This is a genomic window from Microbacterium oleivorans NBRC 103075 (assembly GCF_001552475.1).
In the GTDB taxonomy this organism is placed as follows: domain Bacteria; phylum Actinomycetota; class Actinomycetes; order Actinomycetales; family Microbacteriaceae; genus Microbacterium; species Microbacterium oleivorans.
The window spans coordinates 79,280-93,781 of record NZ_BCRG01000008.1 but is presented as its reverse complement, the minus strand read 5'-3'; the positions used below and the strand labels follow the sequence as shown (position 1 = coordinate 93,781).

The 14,502-nt window shown below is 68.5% G+C and carries 13 protein-coding genes; 7 read left to right on the top strand and 6 right to left on the bottom strand.

Annotation, left to right across the window (positions count from 1 at the left end; translation table 11 throughout):
- Positions 1-53: 53 nt before the first annotated feature.
- Together MO1_RS09410 and MO1_RS09405 are read right to left on the bottom strand one after the other, a co-directional pair.
- Positions 54-1,337: an ABC transporter substrate-binding protein gene (locus MO1_RS09410; RefSeq protein ID WP_036309604.1), complete on the bottom strand. Its 1,284-nt coding sequence runs from the start codon at positions 1,335-1,337 to the stop codon at positions 54-56.
- A 238-nt stretch (positions 1,338-1,575) separates the two neighbouring features.
- Positions 1,576-2,706: a hypothetical protein gene (locus tag MO1_RS09405; protein ID WP_060915880.1), complete on the bottom strand. Its 1,131-nt coding sequence runs from the start codon at positions 2,704-2,706 to the stop codon at positions 1,576-1,578.
- Between the two features lie 125 nt (positions 2,707-2,831).
- Here MO1_RS09405 and MO1_RS09400 point away from each other — a divergent pair, with 125 nt between their 5' ends.
- On the top strand, positions 2,832-3,767 hold the full coding sequence (locus MO1_RS09400; RefSeq protein ID WP_036309607.1) for a carbohydrate ABC transporter permease: 936 nt from the start codon (positions 2,832-2,834) through the stop codon (positions 3,765-3,767).
- A complete protein-coding gene (locus tag MO1_RS09395) occupies positions 3,757-4,674 on the top strand; it encodes a carbohydrate ABC transporter permease (RefSeq protein WP_036309609.1) in 918 nt (305 codons plus the stop codon). Before MO1_RS09400 ends, MO1_RS09395 begins: the two co-directional genes overlap by 11 nt.
- An 83-nt stretch (positions 4,675-4,757) precedes the next feature.
- On the opposite strand, the gene MO1_RS09390 is transcribed toward MO1_RS09395, so the two are convergent.
- From MO1_RS09390 to MO1_RS09375, 4 genes are all read right to left on the bottom strand, one after another.
- Complete coding sequence (locus MO1_RS09390) at positions 4,758-6,716, bottom strand: DUF6807 family protein (RefSeq protein WP_060915879.1); 1,959 nt, start codon at positions 6,714-6,716, stop codon at positions 4,758-4,760.
- Positions 6,717-6,796: 80 nt separating this feature from the next.
- The gene (gene crcB / locus MO1_RS09385) at positions 6,797-7,177 is read right to left on the bottom strand and encodes a fluoride efflux transporter CrcB (protein WP_060915878.1); all 381 of its coding nucleotides are present in this window, start codon (positions 7,175-7,177) and stop codon (positions 6,797-6,799) included.
- Entirely contained in the window at positions 7,174-7,584 is a 411-nt protein-coding gene (locus MO1_RS09380) for a fluoride efflux transporter FluC (RefSeq protein ID WP_036309834.1), read from the bottom strand. Before MO1_RS09380 ends, crcB begins: the two co-directional genes overlap by 4 nt.
- A gap of 221 nt (positions 7,585-7,805) precedes the next feature.
- Positions 7,806-8,138, bottom strand: coding sequence for a hypothetical protein (locus tag MO1_RS09375; RefSeq protein WP_060915877.1), 333 nt, complete (start codon positions 8,136-8,138; stop codon positions 7,806-7,808).
- A gap of 173 nt (positions 8,139-8,311) precedes the next feature.
- Here MO1_RS09375 and MO1_RS09370 point away from each other — a divergent pair, with 173 nt between their 5' ends.
- The 5 genes from MO1_RS09370 (at position 8,312) to MO1_RS09350 (ending at position 14,502) form a co-directional block, all read left to right on the top strand.
- Positions 8,312-10,087: an ABC transporter ATP-binding protein gene (locus tag MO1_RS09370; protein ID WP_060915876.1), complete on the top strand. Its 1,776-nt coding sequence runs from the start codon at positions 8,312-8,314 to the stop codon at positions 10,085-10,087.
- Complete coding sequence (locus MO1_RS09365) at positions 10,084-10,989, top strand: glycoside hydrolase family protein (protein ID WP_036309621.1); 906 nt, start codon at positions 10,084-10,086, stop codon at positions 10,987-10,989. The genes MO1_RS09370 and MO1_RS09365 overlap by 4 nt, the downstream gene beginning before the upstream one ends.
- A 234-nt stretch (positions 10,990-11,223) precedes the next feature.
- A complete protein-coding gene (locus MO1_RS09360) occupies positions 11,224-12,510 on the top strand; it encodes an ABC transporter substrate-binding protein (protein WP_036309623.1) in 1,287 nt (428 codons plus the stop codon).
- Between the two features lie 67 nt (positions 12,511-12,577).
- Positions 12,578-13,570 carry a carbohydrate ABC transporter permease gene (locus tag MO1_RS09355; RefSeq protein ID WP_060915875.1) on the top strand — a complete coding sequence of 331 codons (993 nt, stop codon included), beginning with the start codon at positions 12,578-12,580 and terminating at the stop codon, positions 13,568-13,570.
- Positions 13,567-14,502: a carbohydrate ABC transporter permease gene (locus MO1_RS09350; protein WP_018187507.1), complete on the top strand. Its 936-nt coding sequence runs from the start codon at positions 13,567-13,569 to the stop codon at positions 14,500-14,502. The genes MO1_RS09355 and MO1_RS09350 overlap by 4 nt, the downstream gene beginning before the upstream one ends.

The window sequence follows — 14,502 nt, the reverse complement described above, 5'->3', positions numbered from 1 at the left end:
TTCCGGACATGGCGATGCGGCGGCCGGGAGGTTCCGACCGCCGCATCCGTCGATCAGCTCGCGGCGAGTGCCGTCTCCACCTGCGAGACGAGCTCCTTCGCGGCATCCGCGGGGGTCGTCTTGTCGAAGGTGACGTCGTCGAGCAGCTTGGTGATGATCGGGCCGAGCTGCGAGGTCGGCAGCGCGATCGGGTTCTGCGGCGTGCCACCGGCCTGGGACAGGCGGTCGATGAAGGCCACCTGCTCCTTCTCGGACTCCGTCAGATCGGGCGTGATGGCCTCGAGGACCTTCGGGTCGGCCGGGATGCCGAGGGTCAGCTTGTTGAGCGGGCCCGCTTCCTCGCTGTTCAGCAGGAAGTCGATCAGCTTCGCGGCTTCCTTGGGGTGCTTCGACTTCGAGTAGACCGCGTACTGCACGGTCGGCTGGATGACGAGACCCACCTTGCCGGCGCTGTCGCCGGGAACGTTGAGGATCTTCAGCTCCTGGCCCGACGCACCCGCGTAGATGCTGATGAAGTTGAGCGGCGCGAAGGTCATGCCGACCTTGCCCTGACCCATGAGGCTCTGCTCGAGCGACGCCGACGCGTCCTCGGCAGCCGTGGAGGCATCGGGTGAGCCGCCCGACTCCTGCAGGTCCTTCGAGAACTGGAAGAACTTCTCAGCCGTGCCCTCGCTGACGCCGAACTTGCCGTCAGCCGTGTAAAGGTCCTCGCCGTTCTGGCGGGCGAAGGCCATGAGCGACTGGTCGTTCGAAATCGCCGACGAGCCGTAGGTGCCCTTGCCGGCCTTTTCGGAGAGTTCCTTGGCGATCGAGATGTAGTCGTCCCACGTCCACGACGTGTCGTCGGGAAGCGCGACGCCGGCCTTCTCGAAGACGGCGGGGTTGACGATGATGCCACGCGAACCGACACCGGTCGGCAGGGCGTAGAGCTTGCCGTCGATGATGCCGGCGTCGAGCGAGCCGGCCTGGAAGGCCGACTGGTCGATGTCACCGCTGATGTCCGCGATCGCGTTCTTGCTCTTGTAGAGCGGCAGCGCGTCGTACGTGATCTGCAGCGCGTCAGGTGCGCCGCCACCGGCCACCTGGGTGGCGAGCTTGTCGTAGTAGCCGTTGTACTCGCTGGGCTCACCCTCGACCTTGATGTTCGGGTTTGCCTTTTCGAAGAGCTTGATCTGCTCGGCCTTGATGGCGTTCAGCTCATCGCTGCCCCACCAGGCGAAGCGCAGCGTGATCTTCTCGTCGCCGTTCCCGGCGCCGGATCCACCGCCGCAACCGGTCAGCGTGACGGCCAGCGCCACGCCGGCAGCGGCGATGGCGAGGAGGCGTCGATTCTTCATGAGGTTCCTCTCAGACGGTGCGGCGGCGGAAGGCACGCAGCAGGACAGGGGTGATCCGAGCGAAGCGGAGGGTCGATCGACCGGTGGCCATGAGGCCAGATCGGGTCTGGCCGGTAGTGATCGAGGTCATGCCGCTCCTTCGCGGATCAAACGTTTTCTCAGCGGTGAGAAAACGCTTACTGACGGACGGTAGCGTCGGAGCTGCGAGGTTGTCAACGACCGCTGTGTCTCGCTTGGGTCACGCCGCGAGTGTCGCGGCGAAGAACGCGCGCACTTCGCCCTGCATCGCGGAGCTCGAGACGTGCCCGTCGTCGAAGAACGAGCCGCGGTATCCCGGCGTCGCCTGCAGGGCGCGGTCGGCATCCCGCATCCCCTCGAGCGGGAACAGCGGATCGGTCGTCCCGTACTGCACGAGGAGGTCGCGGGGAGCAGCGGATGCCGCGATCTCCGGCAGGTCTCCCGCCGAGCGGATGCCGGGGCTGTTCAGCAGCCACGAGTGCGTGTCGAGCTCACGCGGCACCAGCGAGGCGAACGTCGCCATCATGCACGTCACGACGGTCGAGCGGACGCGGTCGTCGAGGGCGCGGAGCAGTGTGGCGCGCCCGCCGCCGCCCGACAGCCCGAACGTGCCGACGCGGGCGGCATCCACCTCGCCCAGGCCGAGGAGGACGTCGAGCGCGGCGACGTCCTCGGTCGCGACGGCGCCGGCGAGTGAGGTGCCCAGCATGCCGGCGGCCTTCGCAAGCGAATCCTCGTGGAGCGATGAGACGGCATCGAAGCGTTCGGCTTCGGTGGGCGTCACTCCCTCCTCGCGCCAGAGCGCTTCGCGGGCTGCGATGAGTCCCGCGAGCCGCGGCGTCGGGTGCGAGAGATCGAACGCGCGACTGCCCCACGAGAACGTGTCGTGCGCGAGGACGACGAACCCATCGCGTGCCAGATCGTTCGCCGGTGCGAGACCGCCGTACACGGTCTCGCGCAGACGGGATGCCGACGGGTGCGGCGCGTGGTCGGTCTCGACCAACTGCTCCGCACCGACCGAACGCACGCCGCCGTGGCAGTGGAGTCCGAGGAGCGCCGGCAGCGGGCGCCCATCGTCGTCGGGGCGCAGCAGCCACGCTCGCGTGCGGGGCCCGTAGGGGAGCTGCCACGTGAGCTCGCGGCCGTGGATGCCGGCGGCGCGCCACTCGCGCTCGACGTGGACGTCATCGGCTGCGGTGCGACGGATGCCGAGCGCTGCAGCGAGCGCGCGGCCGGTGTCCGAACCGTCGGTCCGAACCGGCTCCCGCTCGAGAAAAGCGGGCCAATCGGGGTATCCGGCGATCGGTCCGAGAGTCTGTGCCGACTCGTCGACGCGGGCGGGATCGGCCATGGCGGCTCCTCGTCTTCGGGGACCGCTTGTGCGCTCCGCTCGATAGTGTATCGTCACAGAAAGCGCTTTCTGAGCGTGTCGACGGCGGTCGCAGATGACCGTCGGAAGTGTCGAGGAGGACCCGGATGAGCGCGATCAGCGAGCTGTCCAAGATACGCCGCGTCAGCGGCAAGCGAGGCGCGCGAGAGCGACCCAAGGACACGAAGGCCGCCCTGGTCTTCCTGGCCCCGTGGCTGCTCGGACTCATCCTGGTCACGGTGCTGCCCATCGGGGCATCCCTGTACCTGTCGTTCACGAAGTACGACCTCTTCAACGCCCCGGAGTGGATCGGCCTCGACAACTACGTGCGGATGTCGCAGGACCCCCGACTCGGGGCATCCCTCGGCGTCACCTTCGTATACGTGCTGGTCGGCGTCCCGCTGGCCATGATCGCGGCACTCGGCGTCGCGCTCCTGCTCGACAAGGGCCTTCGGGGGCTCGCCTTCTACCGGTCGATGTTCTACCTGCCGTCGCTGCTCGGCTCGTCGGTCGCCGTCGCCATCCTGTGGAAGCAGATCTTCGGGGTCGACGGCATCGTCAACCAGTTCCTCGCGGTGTTCGGTATCGAGGGACCAGGCTGGATCTCGAACCCCGACACGGCGCTGTCGACGATCATCCTGCTGAGCGTCTGGGGCTTCGGCGCCCCGATGGTGATCTTCCTCGCCGGCCTCCGCCAGATCCCTGTCATGTACTACGAGGCCGCATCGGTCGACGGAGCCGGACCCGTCCGGCAGTTCTTCTCGATCACGATGCCGCTTCTCAGCCCGATCATCTTCTTCAACCTCGTGCTGTCGATGATCGGTGCGTTCCAGGCCTTCACGCAGGCCTTCATCATCTCGGGCGGGTCGGGTGGCCCGTCGGACTCGACCCTCTTCTACACGCTGTACCTCTACCAGAAGGGGTTCACGTCGTTCGACATGGGCTACGCCTCGGCCATGGCCTGGCTGCTCGTCGCCATCATCGCGGGATTCACGGCCGTGAACTTCGCTCTCTCCAAGCTGTGGGTGTTCTATGACGACTGAACTGATCACGACCCGCGACCGCCGCTTCGCTCAGGAGCGTCAGCGGATCCGCCGCCGGCAGTCCGCCGGCCTCGGAGGACGCTCGAAGGTGAGCGTGGTCGTCCGCCACGTCTTCCTCATCGCGACGTCCGCCCTGATGCTCTATCCGCTGCTGTGGATGGTCGTCAGCTCGCTGCGACCCAACGACGAGATCTTCCGCCTGCCGGGGCTCTGGCCCTTGTCGTTCGAGGTGTCGAACTACACGGAGGGCTGGAACGCCCTCTCGCCCTCGTTCGGCACGTACCTCTGGAACTCGATCGTCGTGGTCGCCGGCTCCATCGTCGGCAACCTGATCTCGTGCTCCATGGCGGCGTACGCGTTCGCCCGGCTGAACTTCCACTTCAAGCGCACGATGTTCGCGATCATGCTCGTCACGATCATGCTCCCCGTGCACATCGTGATCGTGCCGCAGTACATCATGTTCAGCCAGCTCGGCATGGTGAACACGTTCTGGCCGCTCATCCTCCCGAAGGCCCTGGCGACCGACGCGTTCTTCATCTTCCTGATGGTGCAGTTCATCCGAGGCATCCCTCGCGATCTCGATGAGGCGGCCCGCATCGACGGCGCCGGTCACGCGCGCATCTTCTTGCAGATCCTGCTGCCGATGATGACGCCGGCCCTCGCGACGACGGCGATCTTCACCTTCGTCTGGGTGTGGAACGACTTCTTCGGCGCCCTCATCTACTTGAACAACCCCGACCTGTTCACAGTGCCGCTGGCGCTCCGGCAGTTCATGTCGGCGCAGGGCGCATCGAACTTCGGCGGGATGTTCGCGATGTCGGTCGTGTCCCTCGTCCCGGTGTTCCTGGCCTTCCTGTTCGGTCAGCGCTTCCTCATCCGAGGCATCGCCACCACCGGCATCAAGTAAGCGACCACGCGAAGGCGGCGGCCCTGGGGGTCGCCGCCTTCGTCGTGCGGGCGGAGCACCGCGAGTGGCCCGCCCCCCGTGAGTCAACCCAGCGACAGTGCGGCGACGACCTCGTCGTCGGTGAGGCGGCCGTCGGCGACGAGCAGGCGGTAGGAGCGCGACACGGGGATGCCGGGAGCCAGGTCCACTGCACGGTCCCAGGCGAGGGCTGCGCCGACGCCGGGGTAGCCCGCGACGCGGACGAACCACGGGTCGGCGGCCGAGGCCTCGTCGAGGGGAGCCAGCGCGACCGTCGCCGGACCGCCCTCGAACTCCGCCGACCAGGCGAGCCAGGGGGCGACCGTGCCGTGCACCGCCTCCTCGCCGCGCGCCGACGCGGTCCGCACATCGACGTCCGTTGCGGCGGGCAGGCGCCAAGCGAGTCCGCCGTAGCCGCCGCCGACGCGTCCGTTGCTGCCCGGCCCGCCGAGGTGCAGCGTGCCCGCACGCGTCGTGAGCTCGAAGCTGAGATCGATCGTGGTCGCACCGGAGCCGGCGTCGGCCACGGTCATCCGCCGGCACTCGGTCAGCATGTGCGCGCCGTCGCGTCCGATCCACGCGAACTCGGCTTCGAGAGCGGAGGCCTCGCCCTCGACGCGCGTGGCGACGATGCGACCGTGGTCATCGCGCCAGACGTAGTCGCGGCCGGGCGTGTAGGTGCGTCCGCCCCAGAAGTTGACGCCTGAGACGTCCTGCAGCGTCACGCTGATGCCGAGGTGCCAATCGTGGTCGGCCGGGTGCGTGTCCGACACGACGACGCCGCCGGGCGTCCGGACGGGGTGCAGGTAGGGCCGCGGGCTCGACGAGCGGGTCACGTCGGCGCCGTCGACGAGGACGGCGACCGGATGCCGCGGCTCGCCCGACGAGCTCAGCTCGGCCAGGACCGCGGGCTCGGTCTTCACGGTCCAGGGCAGGTGCAGTTCCGCGAAGGTCGCCTCGGCATCCACCGCCCGCTCCACGGCGTCGCGGATCCCCGCGATGACGACTCGCGGCGACGGGCCGTCGTCGTTCCATGTCACGAAAGCGGCATCGACCGCCGCGGGCTCGGTGTCGGCGACAGCATCCATCACGCGGACGAAGGCGCCCGTCTCGTGCAGCGGAGCCAACATCGGCGTGCCGTGGTCGCGGTGATCGAGCAGGTTCTCGACCAGGTCGATGCGGCCGAATTCGACGCGGCGGTCCGCCGTCTCGACGATGTCCTCGGTGTAGTAGAACTTCGCCGACCCGCGGGTTCCGCGAACGAGGACGTACGGCTCCTCGGAGTCCTCCGCGCAGAGAGTCAGGGCGGACGTCACACGGACGCCGCGCCCCGTCGACAGACGGATGACGCTGGTGTCGTCGCCTTCGATGTCGTTGGCCCGGTAGAGGTCGGCGGTGACCTGGTTGACGTCCGATGCGGCGGTCGACTGCGCCACGGCCAGGGCGGTCGCGGTCGCGTGGGCGAGCGGATTGGCGACGACGCCGTCGAGGACGGGGAACCCGTCGAGCACACGGTGGCCCGCCCAGCGGCTGCGCGACCAGTACGCCCGGTCGCGGCACCAGAGTCCGACGGCGCCGATCGCCTGGATCGGGCCGAGGCCGAACTCGTCGCCGATCAGGGCGGGGATCGCGAGCGAGCCAAGGCTCTGGAAGCCGACCTGCACGCGGGCGCCCGAGGCTGCTGCGGCGTCGGCGAGCACCGCGAGGTCGGCCGACGAGAGCACGGGCGGCTTCTCGAGATAGAGGTCGATTCCACGCGAGACGACGAGACCGGCGAGCGCCGCGTGGGTGTGCAGCGGCGTCGCGACGATCACGACGTGGACGTCATCGACGGCGTCGAGCGCCTCGGCGAGCGACGCGAAGGCCTGGGTGCCCGCGGGGAGGTTCTCGGGCGGGACGGGAGTCGGGTCCGCGACTGCGACGAGCTCGACGCGGTCACCGAGACGGCGCAGGTTCTCGAGGTGGACGGTACCGAAGCCCTGGGCTCCGGCGAGGACGATGCGGGTTCGTCGGGTGACAGTCACAGGGACTCCTTCGTCGGCTCCTTCGAGTATGCCAGCAAGCGCTTTCCCCGTGTGGTTCTCGGGTGCGGCATCCGCTCGGGTCATCCGACCAGACGGGCGAGCAGGATGCCGCCGAGCCCGGCTGCGACGGCGGCCACCAGCATCCCGATCGCATTGACGGAAGCGAGTGCGTACCGGCGTTCCTGCACGAGTCGAACCGTCTCGAAACTCGCGGTGCTGAACGTCGTGAACCCGCCGCAGAGGCCCGTGCCGATGATGAGCCGCCACGATTCGTCGAGGATGGCGCCGAGTGCGAGCTCCGTCACGAACCCGAGCACCAGCGAGCCCGACACGTTGATGAGGAGTGTACCGACGGGCAACGCGGTCTTCACGCGGGTCTTGACGGACCCGTCGACGACGAGGCGGAGTGCCGCGCCGACGCCCCCGGCGAGCGAGAGCGCGAGAAAGAGGACGGGCGTCATCGGCTCACCGCTCGGCGGTGGTGCGCTGCGGCGAGCGCGATCCCGGCGACGGTCGCGAGGGCGCCGACGACGACGGTGCCGAGTGCGTACAGGATGCCGCCGAGCGGATCGCCGCCGGTCAGCAACAGGCCGCTGTCGACGGCGAGCGCGCTGTAGGTCGTGAACCCGCCCGCGAACCCGGTGCCCAGCAGCAGCCTGAGCGAGCGGCGGCGACCGACGTCGGCTCCGCGCCGGGCGAGGGATTCGAGGAGCGCGCCGAGGAAGAGGGCTCCGACGATGTTGATCGCGAAGATCGCAACCGGGATGCCGCCCACGGCAGGGATCGCGAGCGAGAGTCCTTCGCGAGCCGCCGTGCCCGCGGTGCCGCCGAGGAGGACGAGCAGGATCGATGAGCCGGCGAGGTGCACCGGCGGGGACCCCGTCGACGTGGGGTCGCTGTCGATCGGGAGCTCGGGCTCGCGGCGTGGGGTGGTCATCGGGTCCCGGTGATCGAGGGGCGGGGCGGGTTCCACGATAGACCCGGGCTGGGCGCGGGTCTTGGCGCGGGGAACGTTCCGGGGACGCGACGTGTCGCTGCCGGCGCGGGGAAGCGGCAGGTCGCGTCCCGGGAACGCGAGAGCGAGCGCGGTCAGGCGCGCGGGCGCTCCTCGGGAAGCCGCAGCGGATCGATCGGCAGCCCCGGGCCGCACTGCCCCTGGGGTCGGGTGTCGATCGCGGGGTGCGTGGGCGCGCGCCTGCCGAGGGAGGCGTCCGAGTACGCGTCCGAGGCGTAGAGCTCCTGCGCCTGCGCGGTCGGGGCGCGTCGGCGACGGCCCATGACGGATGCCAGTCCGAGCGTGACGACGAGGACGACGAGGTGCACCCACAGCGATGCGCGGGTCGCGCTCGCCAGCACGAGCGCAGCGAGACCGGCCGCCGCGATGATCAGCGGCGCGAATCGCCTGAGGGCCATGATCGCCATGCCCCACGGTACTGCGGGGTGTCGCGGGGGTCCAGGCCCGCCCGCCCGGCTCCAGGGGCGCCTTTGGTCGCTATCGGCCCCGCCGCACGGCATGTCGCGTCCCCGGAACATCGCGAACACCGCCGTCACCCAGGGGGTTCCGGCTTGCATCCCCCACACCTACGATGAAACCCATGACGCGGAAACCGCTTTCCGACATCTCCTCCCTCATCGATGGTGACCATCCGGCGCGCTCGGTGGTGCGCCTGCTCGCGCGGCGACCGGGACGGATGACCGTCGCGGTCGTCGCGTTCGCCGCCAAGGAGATCCCGCTGTGGTTCCTGCCGGTCGTGACGGCGGCCGTGATCGATGTGGTCGCCGATCGCGGCGACGTGCAGCAGGTGATGTGGTGGTTCATCGTGGCCGCGGTGCTCTTGCTGCAGAACTACCCGAACCACATCCTCTACACGCGCAGCTTCATGACCGTCGTCCGCGATGCCGGCGCTGACCTCCGCAACGCCCTCGCCGAACGGCTGCAGAGCCTGTCGCTCGGGTACCACTCCCGGGTCAGCTCCTCGATCGTGCAGACCAAGCTCGTGCGCGACGTCGAGAACGTCGAGCTCATGCTGCAGCAGGTGACCCACCCGCTGCTGTCGGCGACCATGGTCATGATCGGCGCGATCTCGATGACCGCGATCGCCGTCCCCGCCTTCTTGCCGGTCTACGCGCTCGCCGTCCCGATCGCGATCGGCATCCGTTACGGCATGCGCAAGCGCTCGCACGAGCGCAACGCGCACTTCCGGCGCGAGGTCGAGACCCTCTCGGCCCGCGTGGGCGAGATGGCCTCCCTCATCCCCGTCACCCGTGCCCACGGCCTCGAGCAGACCGCCGTCACGCGGGTCGCGACCGGCGCCGACGGGGTGCGCCGTGCGGGGCTGCACCTCGACATGCTCAACGGCCACGTCGCTTCGGTGTCGTGGGTCGCGATGCAGTTGCTCGGAGTGGGATGCCTCGTCCTCGCCGCGACCTTCTCGCTCACCGGCATCCTGCCGATCACGCCGGGCGAGGTCGTGCTGCTCTCGGCCTACTTCACGCTCCTGACCCAGGGCCTCACGCAGCTGCTCATGCTCATCCCCGTCGGCGCGCGCGGGCTCGAGTCGGTGCGTTCGATCGGCGAGGTCATGCAGGAGCCCGACCTCGAGCAGAACGCCGGCAAGCGCCGGATCGACGAGGTTGCGGGCGAGCTGACCCTCGAGCGGGCCTCGCACCGCTACGCCGGGGCGAATGACGACGCGCTGCATGAGATCGACCTGCGGATTCCCGCCGGGGCGACCGTCGCGTTCGTCGGATCGTCGGGATCGGGCAAGTCGACGATGCTCAACCTGATCCTGGGCTTCCTCCGCCCGACCGCGGGCCGCATCCTCATCGACGGACGCGATATGCAGGAGCTGGACCTCCGCACGGTCCGCCGTTTCGTCTCGGTCGTGCCGCAGGAGTCCGTGCTCTTCGAGGGGACGATCCGCGAGAACGTCGCGTACGGTCTCGGCGACGTCGACGACGCGCGCATCGAACGGGCGCTCCGCGACGCGAACGCGTGGGAGTTCGTCCGTGACCAGCCGCAGGGCTGGGACACCGTGGTCGGCGAACGCGGTGCGCGGCTGTCAGGCGGGCAGCGGCAGCGGCTTGCGATCGCGCGAGCGCTCATCCGCGACCCGCGCATCCTGCTGCTCGACGAAGCCACGAGCGCGCTCGATCCCGAATCGGAGGAGCTGGTGCAGGATGCCCTCGGTCGCCTCATGACGGGACGCACCACCCTCGTCGTCGCCCACCGCCTGTCGACCGTGCGTCGCGCAGACGTCATCGTGGTCCTCGAGCACGGCGAGCTCGTCGAGCGCGGATCGCACGACGAGCTGCTCGCCCGTGGCGGCCGTTACGCGCACCTGCACCTCACGCAGGCGGGCCTCGCATGATCGAGCTCTACCGCGACCCGGTCTACGACGGGGCCACCGATCCGCTCGTCGTGATCGCCGGGCCCGACGACTGGTGGATGTTCTATACGCAGCGCCGGGCGACCCATCCCGATCCCGGTCCGGGTGTCGCGTGGGTGCACGGCAGCCGCATCGGCGTCGCACGCTCTGCCGACGGCATCCGCTGGTCCTACGCCGGAACGCTCGAGCCCGTCGCCGACGGACTGCGATTGGATGCCGGCGGCCCCCCGGCGGAGACGGACCGCACCCACTGGGCGCCCGAGGTCGTGTTCGACGGGCAGATCTGGCGCATGTACGTGACCGAGATCGACGGCGTCCCCGACCGGTGGCCGGGGCACGCGCGTCACATCGTCGAGTACCGGTCCGCGGACCTGTGCGGGTGGCATCGGATCGGCGCGCTCACTCTCGACAGCGACCGCGTGATCGATGCGGGCGTCGCCCGCACCCCCGACGGGCGCTGGCGCCTCTGGTACAAGGACGAGGCCGCGGAATCGGTCACGAAGGTGGCCGTCTCGGACGACCTGGCTACCTGGGAATCCGAGGGCACCGCGATCGGCGGGCAGCCTCACGAGGGCCCGACGGCGTTCGAGCTCGGCGGATTCTGGTGGATGATCGTCGACGAGTGGCGGGGCATGGGGGTGTACCGCTCGGGCGATGCGATCTCGTGGCAGCGGCAGGGTGGAGCGGATGACGTCATCCTCGGCGCCGGCGCAGTGTCGAGTCCGGGGTTCGGTCATCACGGGGCGTCCGTTCGCGACGGCACCGACCTCTGGTTCTACTTCTTCACCCACCCGGGCGTGGGGGATGAGCCCGAGGGCCGGCGGTGCGCTGTGCTGCGCGCGCGGCTCGAGGTGCGCGGCGGCGAGCTCGTCGCGGTGCACTGACTCGCGTCCGGCGGGCCCGCTCGAGATCGATGTCAGGGTCGTAGGGTTGAATTGGGACCGGTCACAGGAATCGGGTAAAAACGTTTCAATCTTCTTGAAAAACGTTTCAATTGGCGCTACTCTCGGGGCAAGCGCTTTCCTGTGGGCATCGATCCACGGCACCGAAGGAAGTCGCAATCACGGACCATGACGTCCACCAGCACTCGCAACACGGACGTTCGAGAGAGGACAAAGATGTTCAGCAAACGCGCACTCGCCGCCGTCGCACTCGCGACGGGGTCAGTCATCGCCCTTGCCGGCTGCGCCGGCTCGCCGGAGCCCGCCGGTACCTACGACCCCGACGAGAAGGTGTCGCTCGACCTCGCCTTCTGGGGCAACGACGTCCGTGCTGATCTCTACAACAAGGCGATCGACGCGTTCAACGAGAAGTACCCCAACATCAAGGTCAGCACGAGCTTCCTCGCGTTCCCCGAGTTCTGGGAGAAGCGGCAGACGGAGGCGGCGGGCAAGAACCTTCCCGACGTCATGCAGTTCGACTACTCGTACCTGCGCCAGTACTCCGAGAACGGGCTCCTCCTCGACCTCGACCCGTACCTCGGCGGCATCATCGAGACCGACCCCCTCCCGAAGAACATCCTCGACATCGGCGTCGTGAACGACACCACTTACGGCATCGCGACCTCGACGAACGCCTGGGGCCTGTTCACCAACCCGGTCCTGCTCGAGAAGGCCGGCGCCGACGAGTTCCCCGGCGGTTCCTGGGACGACTACACCGCCTGGATGAAGGACATCACCGACGCCAGCGGCGGCGAGTACTGGGGCGGCAGCGACTACACCGGCCGCATTCAGAACTTCGAACTTCAGTTGCGCGCGGAGGGTGGCAACCTCTTCACCGAGGACGGCAAGCCCGGTTTCGACGAGGCGCGCCTCACGGCGTTCTGGGAGGAGGGCCAGTCGATCCGTGACGGCATCGGGGCGCCGCAGCAGACCGTCGAAGAGGCTCTGCCGCTCGGTCCGTTCGACACGGCCATCACCGCCAGCGAACTCACCTGGGATAACTTCGGCGCCGGCTACCTCGGGAACCTCGGCGAGAGTTACACCGAGCTCGGCCTCGTCGCCCCGCCGGTGACCGAGGAAGGCGCGAAGGACCTCTACCTGAAGCCCTCCATGCTGCACTCGATCGCGGCCAACACCGACCACCCCGAGGCTGCGGCGACGCTCGTGAACTTCCTCGTCAACTCGCCCGAGTCGGGTGAGATCTTCGGCACCAACCGCGGTCTGCCCGCGTCGGAGACGGCCCTGGCGGCCGCTGACCTCGACCCGCTCAGCCAGCAGGTCAAGGCCTACGAGGAGTCCATCGCCGACCGCCTCGGCGACGCACCTCCCGTCCCGATCGTCGGCTATGGCACCCTCGAGGAGAAGTTCCGTCAGCTCGGCGTCGAACTGAACTTCGGGACCATGACCGTGGACGAGGCCGTCTCGCAGTTCTTCACCGAGATGGACGTCGCCCTCAACTCGTGACCGATCGCGGGGTCCGGATGCCGCGGCATCCGGACCCCGCACCGTCCCCCGACATCAGGAGCCACCCGTGAGCACCACCGCGACGAGAGTCATCGTCACCGGCGAGAAGCGGCGTCGCGCACTCGCGAACAAGCGCCGGCCCGAAAACCTCGGCCGTCCCACCCAGCGCTCGCGCGCCCGCAAGGAGACACTCGCCGGTTACGGATTCCTCATCCCGTGGCTGGTCGGCTTCTTCGGGCTGACAATCATCCCGATGGGGTACTCGCTGTACCTATCGTTCACGCGATACAACATCTTCACCCCTCCCCGCTGGATCGGGTTCGACAACTACGTCCGGCTGTTCACGAACGACCCACAGTTCATCCAGTCGGCGCAGATCACTCTCGTCTACGTCTTCGTCGGCACCCCCATCACTCTGATCGCCGCCCTCCTCGTGGCGATGCTGCTGAACTACCGAGACAAGGGCGCCGGGTTCTTCCGCTCCGCGTTCTACGCACCGTCGCTCATCGGCGGGTCGGTATCGGTCGCGATCGTCTGGCGCGCGATGTTCGGTTCCGAGGGTCCTGTCGACTCGTCCCTGTCGGCCATCGGCATCGACCTCGGCGGGTGGATCGGAAACCCGAGCCTCGTCCTGCCCGCCATGATCATCCTGTCGATCTGGCAGTTCGGCGCGACGATGGTCATCTTCCTCGCCGGGCTCAAGCAGGTGCCGAAGGAACTCTACGAGGCGGCCGAGATGGACGGCGCCGGACCCTGGTACCGCTTCCGTGCGGTCACCCTGCCGATGCTGTCGCCCGTCATCTTCTTCAACCTGCTGCTGGGCCTGATCGGCGCGTTCCAGGTGTTCGCCTCGGCGTACATCATCTCGAACGGCTCCGGCGGCCCCGCCGGTATGACGAACTTCATCACGATCTACCTCTACAAGCGAGGCTTCAGCGACGGCCAGATGGGCTACGCCGCCGCGATCGCCTGGGTCCTGCTGATCGTCGTCGCGATCATCGCCTTCATCCTCTTCCGCACCCAGCGCTCCTGGGTGCACTACGCCGGAGACAACCGATGAGCACCTCCAACGTCGCCACGACCTCGGGCGCGGCATCCACCCCGGTCTTCGCCGCTCAGCAGACGATCGCCGCTCCGCCGCGGCGACGCCGCGTGAAGCGTAAGACCTGGCAGACGGTCATCTGGCTCGTCGTCCTGATCGCGCTGACCGCCCTCGTCCTGTACCCGCTCGTGTGGCTCGGCATCTCGACGCTGAAGCCGAACTCCGAGTTCGGTCAGAACCCCGGACTCATCCCGCAGCAGCCGACCTTCGACAACTATCTGAAGGTGTTCGACGGCATCGCCGGCGTCCCCCTGTGGCAGTTCTTCGGCAACTCGCTCATCCTTGCGGTCCTGGCGGTCGTCGGCACCGTGTTCTCGAGCGCGCTGGCCGCCTACGCGTTCGCCCGCATCCAGTTCAAGGGGCTCGGCATCCTGTTCGCGGCGATGATCGGCACGCTGCTGCTGCCGTTCCACGTGGTGATCATCCCGCAGTACATCCTGTTCAACAATCTGGGCCTGGTCGACACGTTCTGGCCGCTCGTGCTGCCGAAGTTCCTCGCGACCGAGGCGTTCTTCGTCTTCCTCCTCGTGCAGTTCATGCGGCAGATGCCGCGCGACATGGATGAGGCGGCCCGCATCGACGGTGCGGGTCACGTCCGGATCTTCTGGGCGATCATCCTGCCCCTCGTGAAGCCCGCCCTCATCACGTGCGCGATCTTCGCGTTCATCTGGTCGTGGAACGACTTCCTCGGGCCGCTCCTCTACCTGACGAGCCCTGAGAACTACCCGCTCCCGATCGCCCTGCGCCTCTACAACGACCAGTCGTCGACGAGCGACTTCGGCGCGACGGTGACCGCCTCGTTCCTTGCCCTCGTCCCCGTCCTCCTGTTCTTCCTCGTGTTCCAGCGCTTCCTCGTCGACGGCGTCGCGACCCAGGGCCTCAAGGGCTGA

Coding starts and splice junctions, on each gene's coding strand:
- MO1_RS09350 (WP_018187507.1), top strand. CDS start 13,567: ATGAGCACCTCCAACGTCGCCACGACCTCGGGCGCGGCATCCACCCCG.
- MO1_RS09375 (WP_060915877.1), bottom strand. CDS start 8,138: ATGGCGATCATGGCCCTCAGGCGATTCGCGCCGCTGATCATCGCGGCG.
- MO1_RS09360 (WP_036309623.1), top strand. CDS start 11,224: ATGTTCAGCAAACGCGCACTCGCCGCCGTCGCACTCGCGACGGGGTCA.
- MO1_RS09370 (WP_060915876.1), top strand. CDS start 8,312: ATGACGCGGAAACCGCTTTCCGACATCTCCTCCCTCATCGATGGTGAC.
- MO1_RS09405 (WP_060915880.1), bottom strand. CDS start 2,706: ATGGCCGATCCCGCCCGCGTCGACGAGTCGGCACAGACTCTCGGACCG.
- crcB (WP_060915878.1), bottom strand. CDS start 7,177: ATGACGCCCGTCCTCTTTCTCGCGCTCTCGCTCGCCGGGGGCGTCGGC.
- MO1_RS09410 (WP_036309604.1), bottom strand. CDS start 1,337: ATGAAGAATCGACGCCTCCTCGCCATCGCCGCTGCCGGCGTGGCGCTG.
- MO1_RS09395 (WP_036309609.1), top strand. CDS start 3,757: ATGACGACTGAACTGATCACGACCCGCGACCGCCGCTTCGCTCAGGAG.
- MO1_RS09400 (WP_036309607.1), top strand. CDS start 2,832: ATGAGCGCGATCAGCGAGCTGTCCAAGATACGCCGCGTCAGCGGCAAG.
- MO1_RS09365 (WP_036309621.1), top strand. CDS start 10,084: ATGATCGAGCTCTACCGCGACCCGGTCTACGACGGGGCCACCGATCCG.